The sequence below is a fragment of the Pseudoxanthomonas sp. genome (assembly GCF_027498035.1).
GTDB lineage: Bacteria > Pseudomonadota > Gammaproteobacteria > Xanthomonadales > Xanthomonadaceae > Pseudoxanthomonas_A.
The window spans coordinates 2,495,981-2,515,036 of the sequence record NZ_CP114978.1 but is presented as its reverse complement, the minus strand read 5'-3'; the positions used below and the strand labels follow the sequence as shown (position 1 = coordinate 2,515,036).

The following is a 19,056-nucleotide window of genomic DNA, read 5'->3' as shown; positions in this document are numbered from 1 at the left end:
GGTTGGGCGACATGTCGCCGTGGCCTGTGCCAGCATCGGGCCATGGCGAACTTTTCCCTGCATGGCGTCACGCGCCGCTACGGCCAGGCCGTGGCGCTGGATGGCGTCGATCTCGAGATCGCGCCCGGCCGCACCACGGCGTTGATCGGCCCCAGTGGCGCCGGCAAGTCCAGCGTGCTGCGGATGCTGGTCGGCCTGGAGTGGCCGGACCGCGGTGAGGTGCGCTTCGGCGGCGAGCCGTTGCGGCGCGATACCCTGCTGGCCCAGCGTCGGCGCATTGGCTACGTGATCCAGGAGGGCGGCCTGTTCCCGCACCTGAGCGTGCGCGACAACGCGGCGCTGCTCGCCCGCACGCTGGGCTGGGAGCGCACGCGCATCGATGCGCGCCTGTCCGAACTGGCCCGGCTCTGCCAGCTGCCGGGCGAACTGCTGGTGCGCTTCCCGGCGGAACTCTCCGGTGGCCAGCGCCAGCGCGTCGGCCTGATCCGCGCGCTGATGCTGGACCCACCGGTGCTGCTGCTGGACGAACCGCTGGGCGCGCTCGATCCGATCGTGCGCCACGAACTGCAGACCCAGATGCGCACGCTGTTCGCCCATCTGCGCAAGACCGTGGTGCTGGTGACCCACGATGTGGCCGAAGCCGCCTATCTGGCCGACACGCTGGTGTTGATGCGCGCCGGCCGCGTGCTGCAGCAGGGCACGGCGCGCGCCTTGCTGGCGCATCCGGTCGATGACTTCGTCACCCGGTTCCTGACCGCGCAGCGCAGCCTGGACGATGCGGCATGAGGTGGGCCGGATGGGGCGTCGCGTTGTGGCTCCTGTGCGCACCGATGGCCGCACTGGGAGAGGACAAAGGAGTCGTTGGCTCGAAGAACTTCACCGAAGCGGTGATCCTGGGCGAGATCGCCGCCGGCCAGGCACGGCAAGGCCGGCATCGAGGTCGAACACAGGCGCCAGCTTGGCGGCACCCGGATCCTGTGGCGCGCGCTGGAGGCGGGCGACATCGACGCCTACGCCGAGTACACCGGCACGCTCAAGCAGGAGCTGCTGCAGCAACCCGATGCCGACGACGCGCAGGTGCGTGCGGCGCTCGCACGAAAGGGCCTGGCGATGACCGGGTCGCTGGGGTTCGAGGACAGCTACGCCTTCGGCATGCGCAAGGCACGCGCCGCGCAGCTGGGCATCCGCACCTTGGGCGACCTGGCCCGGCATCCCGGGCTGAAGCTCGGCCTGAGCAACGAGTTCCTGCAGCGTGTCGATGGCTGGCCGGGCGTACGCGATGCGTACCGGTTGCCGCAGCAGCCCAGCGGGCTAGATCACGACCTGGCCTATCGCGCGCTGCAGAGCGGCGCGATCGACGTGACCGACCTGTACAGCACCGATGCGGAGATCCCGTACTACGACCTGGTGGTGCTGGAGGACGACCGCCATTACTTCCCCGATTACCAGGCGGTGTTCCTGTATCGACAGGACCTGGCGCAGCGCGCACCCGGCTTCATCCAGGCGCTGCAGTCGTTGCAGGGCAGGATCGATGCGGCGGCGATGCAGCGGCTCAACGCGCAGGTCAAGCTGGAGCACCAAACCGAAACGCAGGTCGCCTCGGCCTGGTTGGGCGTGGAGGCGCCGCAGGCCAGCGGGCGTGCTGCACGCATCGCGCAGCGCACCCTGGAGCACCTGGCGCTGGTCGGCATTTCGCTGGGCCTGGCGCTGCTCGTTGCGCTGCCGCTGGGGATCCTCGCTGCGCGCCGCCCGCGCCTGGGGCAGGTCGTGCTGTCGCTGACCGGGGTGCTGCAGACGCTGCCGTCGCTGGCGGTGTTCGTCTTCATGATTCCGATCTTCGGCATTGGCGCCAAGCCGGCGATTGCCGCGCTGTTCCTGTATTCGTTGCTGCCGATCGTGCGCAACACCCATGCGGGCCTGACCGGGATTCCACGCGACCTGCGCGAGACGGCGTCCGCGATTGGCCTGCCGGCGCACACGCGCTTGTGGCGGGTCGAATTGCCGCTGGCGCTGGGGACGATCCTGGCCGGGGTGAAAACCGCCGCGGTCATCAACGTGGGCACCGCGACGCTGGGCGCGTTGATCGGTGCCGGTGGCTACGGGCAGCCGATCCTTACCGGCATTCGCCTGGACAACATCGGCATGATCCTGGAGGGCGCGGTGCCGGCGGCGGTGCTGGCGTTGCTGGTGCAGGGGATGTTCGAGCTGTTCGAACGGGCGATGACGCCGCGGGGCTTGCGGCTGGCGGCCAGGGTCTAGGCGCGTGGCCGCGCGGCGCGCATCCGGGCGGTCGCGCAAAGCGTAATTGTCATGATCGTCGGCCAGACTGAATAGGTGGCAGCTCGCCACGTTTCCGTCTGTTTGCTGATGACCCTGATCCGTACGCTCCGTCCGTTGCGGCGCTCGCCGCTGTCGCTGGCCCTGTTGACCTGCCTGGCCCCGCTGCCGGCGCTGGCGGCCGAGGCTGAAACGACGCCTTCGCAGCTTGAACGCATCACCGTGACCGCGCAGAAGCGCGAGCAGCAGGTGGCCGACGTGCCGATCTCCATCAGCGCCTACAGCGGCGAAATGCTGCGCAAGCTGGGCATCACCCGCATGGACGAGCTGAGTGCCTTCGTGCCGGGCTTCCACGCCCAGCTGCAGAGCCCGAACAACCCCGGCTACGTGGTCCGCGGCATCACCACCGACAGTGGCGAAAGCACCCAGACCTCGCGCGTGTCGATCTTCCAGGACGGCGTGGACATCAGCCGTTCGCGCGGTTCGGCGGTGGCGCTGTATGACCTGGACCGGGTCGAGGTGCTGCGTGGACCGCAGGGCACGTTGTTCGGCCGTGGCGCCGAGGCCGGCGCGGTCTCGCTGATCCAGAACAAGGCCAGCAACACGACGGCCTCCGGCTTCGACGCCGAGCTGGGCAACTATTCCAGCCACAAGCTCAGCGCCTTCTACAACACCCCGCTCAACGAAGCGGTGTCCGCGCGCGTGGCGATCTACGATGCCCAGCACGATGGCTACGTCAAGAATCTCAGCGGCGGCGACCTCAATGGCGAGGACACCAAGGCCGCGCGCCTGAGCCTGCATTTCGACCTGGAGGATGGCAGCGTCGATGCCATCTTCAACTACCAGAAAGACACGCCGCCGGGCACCGATTTCCATAGCGCCACGCTGGCCAACCGCAATGGCTCCACCGATGTCTACGGCGACTCGGACCTCAACCGCGGCAGCGACCTCGGCCTGGACCGCAGCATCCAGGGCCTGACGGTGCTGGGCAATTTCCGCCTGGGCGACAGCTGGCAGTTGAACTCCACCACCGGCCTGCGCCGGTTCAATTCCTACGAGAAGTTCGACGCCGACGGCAGCAACCTGGACCTGCTGGAGATGTCCGAGTACGTCAAGAGCAAGCAGCTCAGCCAGGAGTTTCGCTTCAACTACGACGGTGGCGGTCGCGTGCGCGGCTTCGTCGGCGGCAACGTGTTCTACGAGAAGGGCCAGCAGCAGGTCACGCTGCAGACCGACGAGGCCGCGCTGTTCTCCAACGTGGTCTGGCCGCTGCTGCTGCAGTCCTATCCGGCCTACGCTGCGTACCAGAGCGCGGTCGACGGACTGGTGGCATCCAACCTCAACCCGGTCCAGTACCTGCTGGCCGGCGCCTATGTGCCGTTCAACAACGACATCACCGAAGGCTACGTCAACGCATCGACCACCCATGCAGTGGAAGCGTTCGGCGACCTCAGCTTCGATGTGACCAACCGCCTGCAGCTGACCGCCGGCCTGCGTGTCTCGCATGAAGACATCACCTCCGGCTACCGCACGATCAACGCCGATGGCACCGGCACGCTGGGCCTGCTCGGCCTGACCACCAGCGGTGTCCCGGTGACGCCGAACAACCTGTTCGCCACCACCAACGGCCAGATGCTGCGTGCTTCGGACAGCTTCTGGGGCGTGACCGGGCGACTGGTGGCCAACTACCAGTTGGGCGACAGCGCCAACCTGTATGCCAGCGTCTCGCGCGGCCGCAAGCCGAACGTGATCGAGGTGCAGCCAGATGCCACCACCGAGCTGCCGGCGGAGATCCTGACCAGCGGCGAGATCGGCCTGAAGGGCGAACTGGCGCAGGGCAAGTTCCTGTACGACCTGTCGGCGTTCTACTACGACTACAAGAACTTCCAGTCCAGCGCCTACGTCGATGGCCAGTACAAGACCCAGAACGCCGGCCGCGCGCATGCGCCGGGACTGGAGATGTCGTTGCAGCACAACTTCAACGCCGACCTGGGTGTGCTGTTCAACTACACCTGGATGAAGGCGCGCTTCAACGCGGTTGACGAGGATGGGTCGGCCCAGGAACTGGGCGGCAACCGCCTGCGCATGAGCCCGGACAACAGCGCGTCGTTGGTGTTGATGTATGGCCACGACATCGGTGGCAACCGGCGCTTCTACCTGCGCCCGAGCTATGAGTGGAAGGACAAGATGTTCTTCGACGACGAGAACACCGCCGGGTTGGCGCAGAAGGCCTACGGGCTGGTCAACCTGCGCACCGGGGTCACCTTCCAGAACGGCCGCTGGGACGTGGGCCTGTTCGGCGCCAACCTGGCCGATGAGAAGTACCTGATCGACGCCGGCAACACCGGCGCCACGTTCGGGTTGCCGACCTACATCCGCGGCGCGCCACGCACCTTCGGGGTCAGCCTGTCGGGGCGGTTCTGAGGCATGGCCACGACTGTCGGGGGCCGGCCGCCGCGCCGCTGGCGTCGCTACGCGTGGCTGGCGCTGGCCCTGGGGTTGGTGTTGCTGGCCGTGCTGGCCCTGGGTCCGCGGGTGGTGCCGCGGCTGGTGGCCTCGCCGCTGCCGTCGGTACCGCAGTCGCCGCTGGCCCTGCAGGCCTGGATCGATGCACGCGAAGCCGCCACGCCGGGGCTGCGCAAGGACACCCGCGCACGCATCGTCTGGGCCGATCCAGCGCATCCGGCGCGCAGCAGTTGCGCGATCGTCTACCTGCATGGCTTCAGCGCCAGCCAGGGCGAGGGCGCGCCGGCGCATGAGCGGCTGGCGCGGGTGTTCGGCTGCAACCTCTACCTGCCACGCCTGCCGGGGCATGGACTGGAAGCTGCCGATGCGCTGCGTGGCATCGATGCCCAGCGCCTGCTGGATGCCTCCGCCGAAGCGCTGGCGGTGGGCCAGGCCCTGGGCCGCCGGGTGGTGTTGATCGGCACCTCGATGGGCGGCGCCCTGGCGGTGCAGACCGCGGCGGCGCACCCGCGCCAGGTGCAGGCGCTGCTGCTGTGGTCGCCGCTGGTGCATGAACGCGACGACCAGCTGCAGCCGCTGTTGTGGCCCTGGGGCGAACAGCTGCTGCTGTGGAGCAAGAATGGGGGCGACCCGGTGCTGCGGCATCCGGCCGGCAGTGCCTACTGGGCCGATGCGATCCACGTCGATGGCTATCGCGCGCTGGTGGCGCTGAGCCGCGGCGGCATGCTGCCGGCGGTGTTTTCCAGGATCCGGATGCCGGTGTTCCTGGGTTACTTCTACCGCGATGAGCAGCACCAGGATCCGACCGTTTCGGTGCCGGCGATGCGGGCGATGTTCGCGCAGCTGGGCACGCCGCCGGCCGCGCGCGAGATGGTGGATTTCCCGCAGGCCGACAACCACGTGATTGCCTCGCCGCTGCGCTCGAAGTCGGCGCCGCAGGTGTTCGCGGCCAGCTGCCAGTTCCTGGCCGACAAGGCGGGCTTGACGCAGGCGCCTGGCGCGCCGGATTGCGCAAACGCCTGGTCGTCCTACGCCGGCTTGCCAGTGGTTGCCGACCATGTCGCCGGGACCGGGCATGGCGGTGGCGGGGGTTGATCGACCAGGGCGTCCTCACCGCAACACGCGGGATGACCGAGTGCGGTTGCAGCGTCAGGCGCTGGCAGCGATCTCCACCACGGCCTGCATCTGCGCGGGGCGCACTGTCAGCGAGGGCGCCAGCCGCAGGCCACCCTGCCGCCGCGCGCAGAGGATCCGGTGTGCGGCGAACGCCGCGGCCACCGCGTCCAGGCGGGCGCCGGGCACGCGCAGCCCGGTGAGATGCGGCGCGTGGCCCGGCGTCTTCCAGTCCGCCAGTCCGCGTGCTTCCAATGCAGCATCCAGTGCCGCAGTGACCTCGGCCAACGCCGCCGCGATACGCGGCAGGCCCCAGTGCTGCAGCTGGGCCAGGCCGGCGGCGGCCATCGCCAGCCGGATCGGATCGTTGATGGCGCCGGCATCGAACCGGCGCGCGCCCGGCAGGAACGGCGGTGGCGCTGCGATGGGGAACGTCCAGTCCGCGCCGGGATCGCGCGTGATCCAGTGCTGCTCGATCGGCGTGCCTTGGCTGCGCCAGCGCGGCGCGGCCCAGAGCCAGGACAGGCCGATCGGGCCGAGCAACCACTTGTAGCCGACCGACACCACGAAATCCGGTTTCCACAGGTCCAGCCGGACCGGCAGCACGCCGGCACTCTGGCTGAGGTCGAGCACCAGCGCCGCGCCGCGCGCCTGCACGGCCGGTGCGATGCGATCCAGGTCCAGCAGCCGCCCGTCATGCCAGTGGCAGTGCGGCAGGCTCACCACCGCGATCCGCGGCGTGTCCTGGAGCTGGGCCAGCACCGCATCGGTGAGCGATTGCCCCGGCGCGGGGGTTGCCGCGACCACCTGCGCGCCGACTTCTGCACAACGCTGCTGCCAGGCAATCAGGTTGGAAGGGAACTGCCCGTCCAGCACCAGCACCGCATCGCCGCGTGCCAGCGGGACATTGCGTGCCGCCGTCGCAAGCCCGTAGGCCGCGGAAGGAATCATCGCCACGCCGTCCACGTCGCCGCCGAACAGCAGATCGGCGGCACGTTGCCGGACGGATTGAACTTGCTGCATCACCGCGTCATGCGGGCTGCGCCACGGCGTGGCCGCCAGCTCCACCGCGGCATGCGCGGCGGCCTGCACGCTGGCCAGTCGCGGCCCCGTCGAAGCTACATCCAGGTAGCGCACGTCGTCGGGCAGCGCGAACGCGGCATGGCGATCTTCCCAGGCGACCGGTGGCATGATGAGGTCTGCAGTGCGCGTCGGCATGCCGCCGAGCTTATCGCGGCGTGAAAACGCGATCTAACAGGGCTTTCACCATCCACACCTAAGCTTGACGCATGCATGCAACTCCACCGGCGGCCATCCCCCGCGATGACCGGACATTGCGCACGACCGATCTGCTCGAACGCTTCCGTGCCACGCGCGGGTTGACGCGCACCCTGGCCGCGCCGCTCAGCGCCGAGGACGCGATGGTGCAGAGCATGGACGACGCCAGTCCGGCCAAGTGGCACCTGGCGCATACGAGCTGGTTCTTCGAGCGCTTCATCCTGGCCAGCGACGCGCGCTACCGCGCGTTCGATCCGGCCTGGGATTATCTGTTCAACAGCTACTACACCAGCGTCGGGCCGATGCACGCGCGTGCCCGGCGCGGCGTGTTGTCGCGGCCATCGCTGGCACAGGTCTGGGCGTATCGCGACCACGTCGAAGTGCAGCTGGAAGAACGCCTGCAGGCGCAGGCGCTGGACGAGGCGGCGCTGGACATCCTGCAGCTCGGCATCCAGCACGAGCAGCAGCACCAGGAACTGCTGCTGACCGACATCCGGCATGCGCTGTGGAGCAATCCGCTGCAGCCGGCGTATCGTGAAAACCTGCACCACGACCGTGTCGGCGCGTCGCCGCTGCGCTGGATCGAACGCGACGAACAGATCGTGCAGATCGGCGCTGATGCCTGGCCGCAGGTGAAGGCCTTCGCCTACGACAATGAATCGCCGCGCCATCGCGCGCTGGTGGCTGCGCATGCGCTGGCCAGCCGGCCGGTGAGCAATGCCGAATTCCAGGCCTTCGTCGAGGCCGGCGGTTACCACCAGGTCGCGTACTGGCTCAGCGATGGTTGGGCCACCGTGCAAACGCGTGGCTGGCAGCGGCCGCTGTACTGGCATGAAGACGGCGCACGCGAGTTCACCCTGGGCGGCTGGCGCGAACGCGATCCCGACGCGCCGGTCAGCGGCCTGAGCCTGTTCGAGGCCGACGCGTTCGCGCGCTGGGCCGACGCGCGCCTGCCGACCGAAGCCGAATGGGAGCAGACCGCCACCGGCATCACGATGGCCGGCAACTTCGCCGAGGACGGGCTGCTGCACCCGCGTTCTGCCGCGGTCCCGGAGGCTGGCTTCGCGCAGCTGTTCGGCGATGTCTGGGAATGGACCGGCAGCGCCTACCTGCCGTATCCGGGGTTTGCCCCGTGGCCGGGCGCGCTGGGCGAATACAACGGCAAGTTCATGAACGCGCAGTGGGTGCTGCGCGGCGGCAGCTGCGCAACGCCGCGCAGCCACATCCGCGCCAGCTATCGCAACTTCTTCCCCGCCGATGCACGCTGGCAGTTCGCCGGCGTGCGGCTTGCCAGGGATCTGCCTTGAATGCCGCCGCCAGCGCGTTGATGCGCGCCCGCTCCGCGTTGACCGACCTGCATCCGTTGCCCGACGACATTGCCGCCGATGCGGTGGCTGGCCTGTCGAAGACGCCCAAGACCCTGCCATCCAAGTATTTCTACGACGCGGAAGGCTCGCGCCTGTTCGAGGCCATCACCCGCCAGCCCGAGTACTACCTCACCGGCACCGAGCTGGCCCTGCTTGAGGCGAGCCTGCCCTCGATCGCGCAGGCCATCGGCCCCGGCGTGCACGTGGTGGAATACGGCAGTGGCAGCGGACGCAAGACCGAGTTGCTGCTCGAAAGCCTGCACGATGTAGTGGCCTATACGGCGGTGGAGATCTCACGCACGGCCCTGATCGAAAGCACCGCGCGGCTGTCCCAGCAATTCCCGCAGATCGAAATGCTGCCGGTCTGCGCCGACTTCACCAGGCCACTGGCGCTGCCCGGGGCCAAGCGCCCGGCGCAGCGCACGGTGATGTTCTTTCCCGGCTCCACCCTTGGCAACTTCACCACTGATGAAGCCGCCAGGTTGCTGGTCGCCATGCGCCAGACGATGGGCGCCCATGGCTGTGCGCTGATCGGCATCGACCTGGACAAGGACGATGCGCTGATCGAGGCGGCCTACAACGATGCGGCCGGTGTCACGGCGCAATTCACCCTCAACCTGCTGGCGCGGCTGAATCGCGAGATCGGCAGCGACTTCGATCTGGGCGGATTCCGCCACAAGGCGGTCTATGCGCGCGAACGCGGCCGCATCGAAACCTTCCTGGTCAGCCAGCGGGCGCAATCGGTGCAGCTGGCGGGCAGGACATTCGACTTTGCAGCCGATGAAGCGATGCAGGTGGAATACAGCCACAAGTACACCGATGCCGGGTTCAACGCACTGGCGACGCATGCGGGCCTGAGGACCACCCACGGCTGGAATGACGCGCGCGACTGGTTCGGCCTGCGCCTGTTGCAGCCGGCTTGATGGAGTGCGGAGCTCGCTCCGCTGGGTCTTTCCCAACGATCTGACCGGAGCGCAGCCGAGCATGCTCGGCTCTACAGGATGGCGACGCCGTCAGGGACGCCGGATCTTTATTCCTTTGTAGAGCGGAGCTTGCTCCGCTAGGGCTTTCCCATAACCTGCCAGGAGAGCAGCCGAGCAAGCTCGGCTCTACAGGATGGCGACGCCGTCAGTACGCCGGGTCTTTATTATTTTGTAAAGCGGAGCTTGCTCCGCTAGGGCTTTTTCCATGACCTGACCGGAGCGCAGCCGAGCAAGCTCGGCTCTACAGGATGGCGACGCCGTCAGGCACGCCGGATCTTTAATTTTTTTGTAGAGCGGAGCTTGCTCCGCTAGGGCTTTCCCTCCGATCTGACCGGAGTGCAGCGGAGCGAGCTCCGCTCTACAAGAAGCGTCAGGCGGCCTGCACGATCGGGATCGCCTTCGGATTGTTCCACTGCGCCAGCAGCTGCGCCTGGCGGGCCTTGGCGGCGTGCAGGTTGGCGTCCTTGACGTGACCGTAGCCGCGGATCTGTTCGTGCACGCTGGCGATCTGCACGGCCAGCGGGATGCGGGTGGCGTCGAGCGTCGTCAGCAGTCCTGACACGGTGGCGCGGTAGTCCTCGATCAGCTGCCGCTCCATGCGTCGTTCTTCGGTGCGGGCAAAGATGTCCAGCGCACCGCCACGCAGGAACTTCAGCCTTGCCAGCAGGCCGAAGGCCTTGAGCATCCACGGGCCGTATTCCCGTTTCAGCAGTCGGCCTTGCGCGTCCTTCCTGGCCAGCAGCGGCGGGGCGAGATGGAAGCGCAACGTGTAGTCGCCTTCGAACTGCTGCTCCAGGTTCCGCTGGAACTCGCCATTGGTGTAGAGCCGGGCGACTTCGTATTCGTCCTTGTAGGCCATCAGCTTGAACAGGACGCGCGCGGCAGCTTCGGTCAACGCGGTCGAACCGGGCGCGCTGGCGCTTTCGGCATCGCGCACCGTGGCGATGAAATCGGTATAGCGGCGCGCATAGGCCGCGTCCTGGTAATCGACCAGGAACGCGCTGCGTCGCGCGATGGCTTCATCCAGCGAACGCGACAGGCGTGCATCGTCCAGCGGCAGGAGCGCCACGCCGTCGCCGGCGGCCGTCTCGGGCAGGTCGCGGAGCTGACGTGCGTTGTGCGGATTGCGCGGCGCACTGTTGGCACCCCATTCGGTGGTTTCCCATTGGCCGGGCGGCAGGAGATGCAGCGCTTGCGGCGTGTGTTCTTCGCGGGTGCCCGGGGTGTGGATCACGCCGGCGGCCTGGGCGACGGCGGCCGGGTCAATCGCTGCCAGCCGGCCCCAGGCAAAGGCCTGCTGGTTCATCTCGATGGCGGCGCCATTGAGTTCGATGGCGCGCATCAGCGCTTCGAACGAGATCGGCACCAGTCCCTGCTGCCAGCCGTAGCCCAGCATGAAGAGATTGGTGGCGATGGCATCGCCCAGCAGCGCGGTCGCCAGCTGCGTGGCATCGAGCAGCAGCGGATCGCGCCCGCCCAGCGCCACGCGCACGCCGGCGATGATCTCGGCGGCCGGGAATTGCATGTCCGGGTGGGTGGTGAAGGTGCCGGGCATCGCCTCGTAGGTGTTGAGCACCACCTGCGCGCGTTCGCCGCGGACCTTGGACAACACCCAGTAGTCGTTGACCACCACCATGTCGCAGCCGAGTACCAGGTCTGCCTCGCCGGCGGCGATGCGCACGGCGTGGATGTCTTCCGGCGTGCGCGCGATACGGATATGGGTGGTGACCGCGCCACCTTTCTGCGCCAGGCCGGTCTGGTCGAGCACGCTGGCACCCTTGCCTTCCAGGTGGCCGGCCATGCCCAGCAGCGCGCCAATGGTGACCACGCCGGTGCCGCCGACGCCGGTGATCAGGATGTTCCAGGGCTGGGCGAGGTCTGACTTGAAGACCGGCGCGGGCAGGTCATCCAGCAGCGTCGCCGCGTCGCTGCGCTGGCCCTTGCGCGGCTTGCCGCCATGCACGGTGACGAAGCTCGGGCAGAAGCCCGACACGCAGGAATAATCCTTGTTGCAGTTGGACTGGTCGATCTGGCGCTTGCGGCCGAACTCGGTTTCCTTCGGCAGCACCGACACGCAGAAACTCTTCTGCCCGCAATCGCCACAGCCTTCGCAGACCAGCGAGTTGATCATCACCCGCTTGGGCGGATCGACCAGCTTGCCGCGCTTGCGGCGGCGGCGCTTCTCGGTGGCGCAGGTCTGGTCGAAGATCAGGACCGAGGTGCCTTTCACCGCGCGCAGGTGCTGCTGCACCGCATCCAGCTCGCTGCGGTCGTGGAAGGTCATGCCATCGGGAAACACCGCGCGGTCATGCCACTTGTCGATGTCATCGGACAGCAGCGCGATCACCTGCACACCCTCCGCGCGCATCTGCTGGGCGATGTCCGGCACGGTAAGCGTGCCATCCACGGGCTGGCCGCCAGTCATCGCGACCGCGTCGTTGTAGAGGATCTTGTAGGTGATGTTGACGCCGGTGGCGATGGATTGGCGGATCGCCAGTGAGCCGCTGTGGAAGTAGGTGCCGTCGCCCAGGTTCTGGAACACATGCGGTGTCTGCGTGAACGGCGCCTGCCCCGACCAGGTGACGCCTTCGCCGCCCATGTGGGTGAAGGTGTCGGTGGACCGGTCCATCCAGGTCACCATGTAATGGCAGCCGATGCCGCCCATCGCGCGCGCGCCCTCGGGCACCACGGTCGAGGTGTTGTGCGGGCAGCCGCTGCAGTAGTGCGGCACGCGCGGAAAGCTGGCGCGCGGTAGCGCCATTTCGGCTTCCTTGGCTTCCATCCAGTGCAAGCGCTGTTCGATGGATTCGGTGTTGGCGAAGCGCTGGATGCGCCTGCCGATCACCCCGGCAATCGTGGCCGGGGTGAGTTCTCCGGTCGAAGGAAGAATCCATTCGCCGGCTTCGTCGTACTTGCCGACGATGGACGGACGCGCACCGGCGTGAGCCGGCCAGTTGTAAAACAGCTCCTTCATCTGCCGCTCGATGAAGGCCTTCTTCTCTTCGACCACGACGATGTCTTCCAGCCCCTGCGCGAAGGCCGTGATCCCGACCGGTTCCAGCGGCCAGGTCATGCCGACCTTGTAGACGCGGATGCCGATGTCGGCGCAGGCCGCCTGGTCCAGGCCCAGATATTCCAGCGCCTGCAGCACATCCAGGTAGCTCTTGCCTGTGGTGACAATGCCCAGCCGCGCGCGTGGCGCATCCAGCACGATGCGGTCGATGTGATTGGCCCGGGCGAAAGCCTGTGCCGCCGCGACGGCGTAGCGATGCAGGCGCATTTCCTGCTCCAGCGGCGGATCGGGCCAGCGGATGCTCAGGCCCGCCGGGGGCATCATGAAATCCTCCGGCAGCACGATCCTGCGCGCGAACGGATCGACGTTGACCGAGGCCGAGGACTCCACGGTTTCGGCAATCGTCTTGAAGCCGATCCAGCGCCCGGTGTAGCGGCTCATCGCCCAGCCGACCAGGCCCATGTCCAGGATGTCCTGGACCCCGGCCGGATTGAGGATGGGCATCATCGCGCTGACGAATTCCTCTTCGCTGCCGTGCGGCAGGGTCGAGCTGCGGCAGGCGTGGTCGTCGGCCGCCAGTGCCAGCACGCCACCCAGCGGCGAGGTGCCGGCCGCATTGCCGTGCTTGAACACATCGCCGCTGCGATCCACGCCGGGGCCCTTGCCGTACCACATGCCGTACACGCCATCGACGGTGGCGCCGGGGAACAGGTTGGTCTGTTGGGTGCCCCAGAGCATGGTCGCGCCCAGGTCCTCGTTGAGGCCGGGCTGGAACTTCACCTTGGCCGCTTCCAGGTGCTTGCGCGCGCGCCACAGCTCCAGGTCGAAGCCACCGAGCGGGCTGCCGCGATAGCCGCTGACGAAGCCGGCGGTGTTCAAGCCGGCCGCGTCGTCGCGCAATCGCTGCATCAGCGGCAGCCGCACCAGCGCCTGCACGCCGGACAGGTAGATCCGCCCATCGGTGCGCGTGTACTTGTGTTCGAGCGTGTAGTCGTTGTCGAGCGTCGCGATGGCCGGTGTGTTGGCGGATGACGGCGAAATCAGTTCGGCAGTGCTGGTCATTGGCTGGCCCGGTGGAAGCGGGTGGCGATGGCGTCGGCCCGAGTCTAGCAATGCGTTCATCTGAAACTTTCTGCGCGTGGGCGATGCAGCATTTGCGGCCGTGGTGGCTGGCGCGGACAATGCTGCAGCGCGGGACGACTGCGCGAATCCTCTTCCCAGGACTTGCCGTGGCCTTTGATGCGTTTGCCCTGATCCTGGCCATGCTGGCCCTTGGCATGGTCTTCGCGCGGCTGAAGTTGTTCCCGGACGGCGCGGCCAACGTGCTCAACCTGGTGGTGCTCTATGTGTGCCTGCCGGCGGCGGTGCTGACCTTCGTGCCGCGCCTGCACCTGGATCCGTCGCTGATCGGCCTGGTCGCCACGCCCTGGATCCTGATGGGCGCGACCTTCGTGCTGGTCACGCTGGCGACGCGGATGCTGAAGCTGCAGCGTGGCGAGCACGCCGCCCTGCTGATCTGCGTGGGATTTTCCAACTCCAGCTTCATCGGCTATCCGATGGTGCGCGCGCTGCTCGGCGACCATGCGCTGCCCTATGCCGTCGTGTACGACCAGTTCGGCACGTTCCTGATGCTGTCCACGCTGGGCATCTACATCCTGGCGCGCTACTCGGGCGAGACCACGCCGACCACGCGCCAGATCGCGCTGCGCATCGTGAAGTTCCCGCCGTTGTGGGCCCTGGCGTTCGCACTGACGCTGATGCCGGCGTCGCCGCCGCACTGGATCGGCGGCGGCCTGCAGCAGCTGTCCGATGCGATGCTGCCGCTGGTGATGCTGTCGGTGGGGTTGTCGATCCAGCTCAGGCTGCCGCGTCGCGAACTCAAGCCGCTGGCCGTCGGCGTGCTGCTGCGCCTGGTGGTGATGCCGCTGATCTCATTGCCGATTGCCTATGCCTTTGGCCTGCGCGGCGAGCTGTTCCAGGTCAACGTGCTGGAGTCGGCCATGCCCACCATGATCACCGCCGCTGCGCTGGCGATCTCGCACAACCTCGCCCCGCGCCTGTGTGCGGCGATTACCGGCTATTCCATCGTGCTGTCACTGGTGACGCTGCCGGTATTGACCTGGCTGTTGCCGCACCTAGTGGGTTGAGCGGCTGATGTCTTCCTGCGTGGGTGGTGTCGCCCGCGCACCAACTGGCGGTTTCAGCAGGCCTGCAGATCTGTAGGCGGCATGTCCGGGGTGCGCCTTGCGACGTCCGGCACGTTGCTGCCATGGACCTCCATCAACGCGCGGATCTGCGTGGTGATGTCGTCGAACACGGTGGCAGGGATGGCCAGCATCACCAGTTCGGCGCCGAGCTGGTAATCGGCGGTTGCATGCGAGGGCGTGGCCGTGCCGTGCCAGGCGGTCAGGTCGGACAGGGCAACCATGTTCAGGCGCGCCACCGCGCCCGAAGGATTGGCCAGGACGGGTGTGGCCAATGCGCGGACCAGCTGTACGGTCCGATTGCGGAAGGCCGGGTCCTGCGCGAACAGGTAGGCGAAGCAGCGCAGGTTGACCACGCGCGCGAAGCGGGCGACCGCGACGTCGGTGGCCCGCTCGACCAGGGTGAACGCGCCAACCCCCAGGCGATCGGCGGCGCGCTGGCGCACCCAGGCATAACGTGACTGGCGCAGCTGGTAGCGCGACCAGCGGATGGGAGCCAGCACATCGAACATGCGATAGACGCAGCCCTTCCGTCGCCAGGGCGCGCGTGGCGCCAGGCGTCGTGCCGAGGCAGGTGGAAGCTGCAACACCACCGCGCACAGCAGCGCCGGCAACGGCACGTTGCCGGCCTCCGCTGCGGAAGCCAGCTGCCCGGCCAGGTTCCGGGTTGCAAGCCGGCCGTCGGCTCGCTGATGCGTCAGGATCAGGTGGGTCGCCAGGCGCCTGAGTGCGTCGCCAGGCGTATCGGTGCCCGCCGTCTCCAATGGGTCCGGAAGCGAGTGAGGGTGCTGCTCCATTGCGTTCGTTCCACTCCATCGGTCCGCGTGGGGACGCCGAGCGTACGGCAGTGAAAGGAGATGCGGCAAGCGACAAGTAATTGAAAAACCGAGGATTTTAGTGAGGATCGGTAGCGGGAACGCGTGTCGCTCACCCTTCCCGGCGTTGCATGGCACGGCGTGTCTCGGCGGTGTGGTCGATTCAAGCCGGGATCGAGCGCAGGGCCGCGGTGAAGCCGGGTCAGTGCGCCGGCACCGTGCGTTCCCTGGCCCAGTCGCGCAGCGCCTGGACCTGTTCGGCCATCAGCACGGAGAGTGGCCGGGTGGCCCGGATCTCGCGCATCAGGCCGTCGGTGTCCAGCGGGCGGTTGTCGGCGTAGGCCGAATACAGGCCGGACACGATGGCCTGCTCGATCTCGGCGCCGGAAAATCCGTTGCTCGCTGCCGCTAGCGCTGGCAGTTCGAACGATTCGGCGTGCAGCTTGCGCCGGCCCAGGTGGAGCTTGAGCAGCTCCACGCGCGTGTCCGGGCCGGGCAGGTCGACGAAGAAGATCTCGTCGAAGCGGCCCTTGCGCAGCAGCTCCGGCGGCAGGTCGTGGACCTGGTTGGCGGTGGCGACGATGAACACCTGGGCGGTGCGTTCGGCCATCCAGGTCAGCAGCGTGCCCAGCACCCGGCGCGAGACGCCGCCGTCTTCGCCGCCACCGCTGGCCAGGCCTTTTTCGATTTCGTCGATCCACAGCACGCACGGTGCCAGCTGTTCGGCGGCGGCCAGCGCCTTGCGCAGGTTCTTCTCGGTTTCGCCGTGGTACTTGTCGTACAGCGCACCCAGGTCCATGCGCAGCAGCGGCACGCCGAAACCGGCGGCGGTGGCCTTGGCCAGCATCGACTTGCCGCAGCCCTGCACGCCCAGCAGCAGCATCCCGCGTGGCGGGTCCAGGCCGGGTGGCGGCGTGGTCGAGGTGAAGACGCTGCGGCGCTGGGCGATCCAGCGCTTGAGCCGGTCGGCGCCGGCCACCTCGTCCAGGCGCGTGCCGTCGTATTCGTAATGCAGCTGGCCGCCACGGCCGAGCAGTTCGAACTTGAGCTTGGCCAGTTGCGGCAGGTCGCCCGGTCCCAGCGCGCCGTCGTCGTAGATCAGGTGCCGGGCGATGCGGCGCGCATCGACCAGGTCCAGCCCGGCCAGGTTGCGGATGATCTGCTGGGCCGCCTCGGTATCGACTTCCACGCGGCGGCCGCCGTTCTCGGGCGGGTAGGCGGCCACTTCCTCGCGCAGCATCTTCAGCAGCGCCGCCGCATCGGGCAGGCGCGGGGTGAAGCGCACCGCCAGCGGCTCCAGTTCCTCGGGCAGTTCGACCTTGGCCCCGACGATGACCACCACGTGCGGCTGGCAGTGGCGGCGCTGCAGGATGTCGCGCAAGCCGCGCTGGTGGCCGGCGTATTCCAGGTAGTGGGCGAAATCCAGTAGCAGGTAGATCCCGCGCTGTTCGGCGGCCTTGATCGCCTGCAGCGCGGCGCCGGCTTCGGGCGCGCCTTCGGGCGGATCCTCGCGGTCCATGTCCAGGCGACGCAGGCCTTCAGTGGCCGACCAGCGATACAGCGCACGCCAGACCTGGGCCAGGGCCTGTCGGAACAAGTGCACCACCCGGACCTCGTCCTGGGTCTCGATCACGATCAACGCGGTGTTGGCGCGGATCAGGGCGGTGAGGTCTTGCAGTTCGCTCATGTGCACTCCATGCAGGGCCGGCGAACACTAGCAGACCGGCGTGGCCGGCTCGGCCGGGCTCGCGGTTCTCGTATTCACGTCGTCCGGTGTACGCTCCGGCTTCCCGGACGAGTGCAAAGGCGTGTGCGCATGAAGACGATCCTGGTCGCCAGCTCCAAAGGCGGTGCCGGCAAGACCACCATCGCCACCAACCTGGCGGCCCACTTCGCCCTGCAGGGGCAGCGCACCGTGTTGGTGGATGCCGATCCGCAGGGATCCTCGACCCGCTGGGCCCAGCGTCGTGCCGGCCTGGAAAGCGCCGTGTTGCCCATCGACGGCACCGGCCGCAAATGGTTGTCCAAGCTGCCGCCGGATACCGAGACGGTAATCGTCGATGGACGCGCCGGGGCCATGGCCGATGACCTGGAGTCCTTCCTGGAAGTGGCCGATGCCGTGATCGTGCCGGTGCTGCCTTCGGGGCTGGACATCGAAGCCACGGTCGGCTTCCTCAATACCCTGGCCAAGGTGCCGCGCGTGCACAAGCGTAAGCTTCCAGTCGGACTGGTGCTCAATCGCGCCAAGCCGTGGACCAATGTCGCCCAGCAGGCGCTGGACATGCTGGGCCAGTGGCCGTACCCGGTGTTGACCACCGTGCGCGATACCCAGGGGTATGTGGTCATGGCTGGATTGGGCCGCAGCCTGTTCGACTATCACTCGGCCCATGTGCGTGATCACCAGGAAGACTGGCAGCCACTGTTCAAGTGGCTCGCCCAGGCCTGAAAGCCAAGGCGGTTTCCCGATGCGTGAACTGATATTGCTACGCCATGCCCATGCCGAACCTGCCGCGTCCGGGCAATCGGATTTTGATCGCCCCTTGTCCCCGATCGGTGTCAGCGAAGCCGAAGCCGCTGGCAAGTGGATCAGCGAACACCGGCTGATCCCCGACCGGGCGGTGTATTCCCCGGCGCGCCGCACCCGCGAGACGCTCGAAGCGGTGCTGGGGATCACCGGCTATGTCGAACAGCGGCTGGAGGACAGCATCTACGAAGCGACCGCCGGCACCCTGATCGCGCTGGCCGATGCCCACCGGGACGTCGACCGGCTGCTGCTGCTGGGCCACAACCCGGGCCTGGAACGGCTGGCCGCACTGCTGCACAGCGGCAGCAGCAGCGAGTACCGCGGCATGCCGCCGGGTGCGGTGGCGGTACTGGCCTTTGCCGGCGAAGGGCCGGTGGAGCCGGGCGTGGCCACCCTGTCGGCGTTCTGGTGGCCGTGAGTTTCAGATGGCCGTGAGTTTCAAGAATCTGATCCGCGCCTGCGCCAGCGTCGGGCTGACGCTGTGCGCGGCGGCGGCGGCACAATCGCGTGCCATGCCGCTGGACAAGCAGCACACCCGGCTGGGGTTTGAACTCTCCACTCGCTGGGGGCAAACCCTGGAAGGCCAGTTCCCGCGCTACGACGGCGTGGTGAACGTGCTGCCCGATGGCCGCCACCAGGTGTCGCTGCGGATGTATACGGCCGACGTGCAGATCGCCGATCATGAGCGCTACGCAAAATGGGCGCGCGGCAGCGCGTTCTTCGACTCGAAAAGATGGCCCGAAGTGGTGTTTGTTTCCCATCCCTATGACGCCGCCACGCTGATCGGTGGCGGCCAGATCGCCGGTGAACTGGTCATCCGCGGCATCCGCCGTCCGGAAACCCTGACCGTGGAACCGGCCCAGTGCCTGCGCCCGGCGCTGGACTGCGACGTGGTGTTGTCCGGTGCGGTGCGCCGCAGCGACTACGAAATGGACAGCCTTAAGCTGGCCATCAACGACCGGGTGGTGTTCCTCCTGCACGCGCGGCTCGAGCCGCCGGGGGATACGCCTTGAGGC

At 67.8% G+C, this 19,056-nt stretch carries 13 protein-coding genes and 1 pseudogene; 10 read left to right on the top strand and 4 right to left on the bottom strand.

Annotated features, from left to right (window positions below; all coding sequences use genetic code 11):
* The first annotated feature begins 42 nt into the window (after positions 1 to 42).
* The 4 genes and pseudogenes from O8I58_RS10910 to O8I58_RS10895 all read left to right on the top strand — a co-directional run bounded on the left by O8I58_RS10910 (position 43) and on the right by O8I58_RS10895 (position 5,838).
* Complete coding sequence (locus O8I58_RS10910) at positions 43 to 786, top strand: ATP-binding cassette domain-containing protein (RefSeq protein ID WP_298315625.1); 744 nt, start codon at positions 43 to 45, stop codon at positions 784 to 786.
* A gap of 44 nt (positions 787 to 830) precedes the next feature.
* Positions 831 to 2,259, top strand: a pseudogene (locus tag O8I58_RS10905) (glycine betaine ABC transporter substrate-binding protein).
* A gap of 108 nt (positions 2,260 to 2,367) precedes the next feature.
* On the top strand, positions 2,368 to 4,701 hold the full coding sequence (locus O8I58_RS10900; protein ID WP_298315622.1) for a TonB-dependent receptor: 2,334 nt from the start codon (positions 2,368 to 2,370) through the stop codon (positions 4,699 to 4,701).
* A gap of 3 nt (positions 4,702 to 4,704) precedes the next feature.
* Positions 4,705 to 5,838 (top strand): alpha/beta hydrolase, encoded by a 1,134-nt coding sequence (locus tag O8I58_RS10895; RefSeq protein ID WP_298315620.1) that lies wholly within the window; start codon positions 4,705 to 4,707, stop codon positions 5,836 to 5,838.
* A gap of 54 nt (positions 5,839 to 5,892) precedes the next feature.
* Here O8I58_RS10895 and O8I58_RS10890 read toward each other — a convergent pair whose 3' ends face one another.
* Complete coding sequence (locus tag O8I58_RS10890; RefSeq protein ID WP_298315617.1) at positions 5,893 to 7,047, bottom strand: aminotransferase class V-fold PLP-dependent enzyme; 1,155 nt, start codon at positions 7,045 to 7,047, stop codon at positions 5,893 to 5,895.
* A 98-nt stretch (positions 7,048 to 7,145) separates the two neighbouring features.
* Between O8I58_RS10890 and egtB the strand changes: the two genes are divergently transcribed.
* The gene (gene egtB / locus O8I58_RS10885) at positions 7,146 to 8,441 is read left to right on the top strand and encodes an ergothioneine biosynthesis protein EgtB (protein WP_298315614.1); all 1,296 of its coding nucleotides are present in this window, start codon (positions 7,146 to 7,148) and stop codon (positions 8,439 to 8,441) included.
* Positions 8,438 to 9,424 (top strand): L-histidine N(alpha)-methyltransferase, encoded by a 987-nt coding sequence (gene egtD / locus O8I58_RS10880; RefSeq protein ID WP_298315610.1) that lies wholly within the window; start codon positions 8,438 to 8,440, stop codon positions 9,422 to 9,424. The genes egtB and egtD overlap by 4 nt, the downstream gene beginning before the upstream one ends.
* Before the next feature lie 430 nt (positions 9,425 to 9,854).
* On the opposite strand, the gene O8I58_RS10875 is transcribed toward egtD, so the two are convergent.
* Positions 9,855 to 13,559, bottom strand: a complete 3,705-nt coding sequence (locus O8I58_RS10875) for an indolepyruvate ferredoxin oxidoreductase family protein (protein WP_298322908.1) — start codon at positions 13,557 to 13,559, stop codon at positions 9,855 to 9,857.
* Positions 13,560 to 13,726: 167 nt separating this feature from the next.
* Here O8I58_RS10875 and O8I58_RS10870 point away from each other — a divergent pair, with 167 nt between their 5' ends.
* A complete protein-coding gene (locus O8I58_RS10870; protein ID WP_298315607.1) occupies positions 13,727 to 14,644 on the top strand; it encodes an AEC family transporter in 918 nt (305 codons plus the stop codon).
* 53 nt (positions 14,645 to 14,697) lie between these two features.
* Here the strand turns inward: O8I58_RS10870 and O8I58_RS10865 are convergent, their stop codons facing one another.
* Together O8I58_RS10865 and O8I58_RS10860 are read right to left on the bottom strand one after the other, a co-directional pair.
* Positions 14,698 to 15,498 (bottom strand): hypothetical protein, encoded by an 801-nt coding sequence (locus O8I58_RS10865; protein WP_298315604.1) that lies wholly within the window; start codon positions 15,496 to 15,498, stop codon positions 14,698 to 14,700.
* A gap of 220 nt (positions 15,499 to 15,718) precedes the next feature.
* A complete protein-coding gene (locus tag O8I58_RS10860; protein ID WP_298315601.1) occupies positions 15,719 to 17,203 on the bottom strand; it encodes an AAA family ATPase in 1,485 nt (494 codons plus the stop codon).
* A 129-nt stretch (positions 17,204 to 17,332) separates the two neighbouring features.
* Between O8I58_RS10860 and O8I58_RS10855 the strand changes: the two genes are divergently transcribed.
* The 3 genes from O8I58_RS10855 to O8I58_RS10845 are packed head-to-tail and all read left to right on the top strand — an operon-like array spanning position 17,333 to position 19,053.
* On the top strand, positions 17,333 to 17,962 hold the full coding sequence (locus O8I58_RS10855) for a nucleotide-binding protein (protein WP_298315596.1): 630 nt from the start codon (positions 17,333 to 17,335) through the stop codon (positions 17,960 to 17,962).
* A 19-nt stretch (positions 17,963 to 17,981) separates the two neighbouring features.
* Positions 17,982 to 18,458 (top strand): SixA phosphatase family protein, encoded by a 477-nt coding sequence (locus O8I58_RS10850; protein WP_298315593.1) that lies wholly within the window; start codon positions 17,982 to 17,984, stop codon positions 18,456 to 18,458.
* Positions 18,459 to 18,465: 7 nt separating this feature from the next.
* A complete protein-coding gene (locus O8I58_RS10845; RefSeq protein WP_298315590.1) occupies positions 18,466 to 19,053 on the top strand; it encodes a YceI family protein in 588 nt (195 codons plus the stop codon).
* Positions 19,054 to 19,056: the final 3 nt, after the last annotated feature.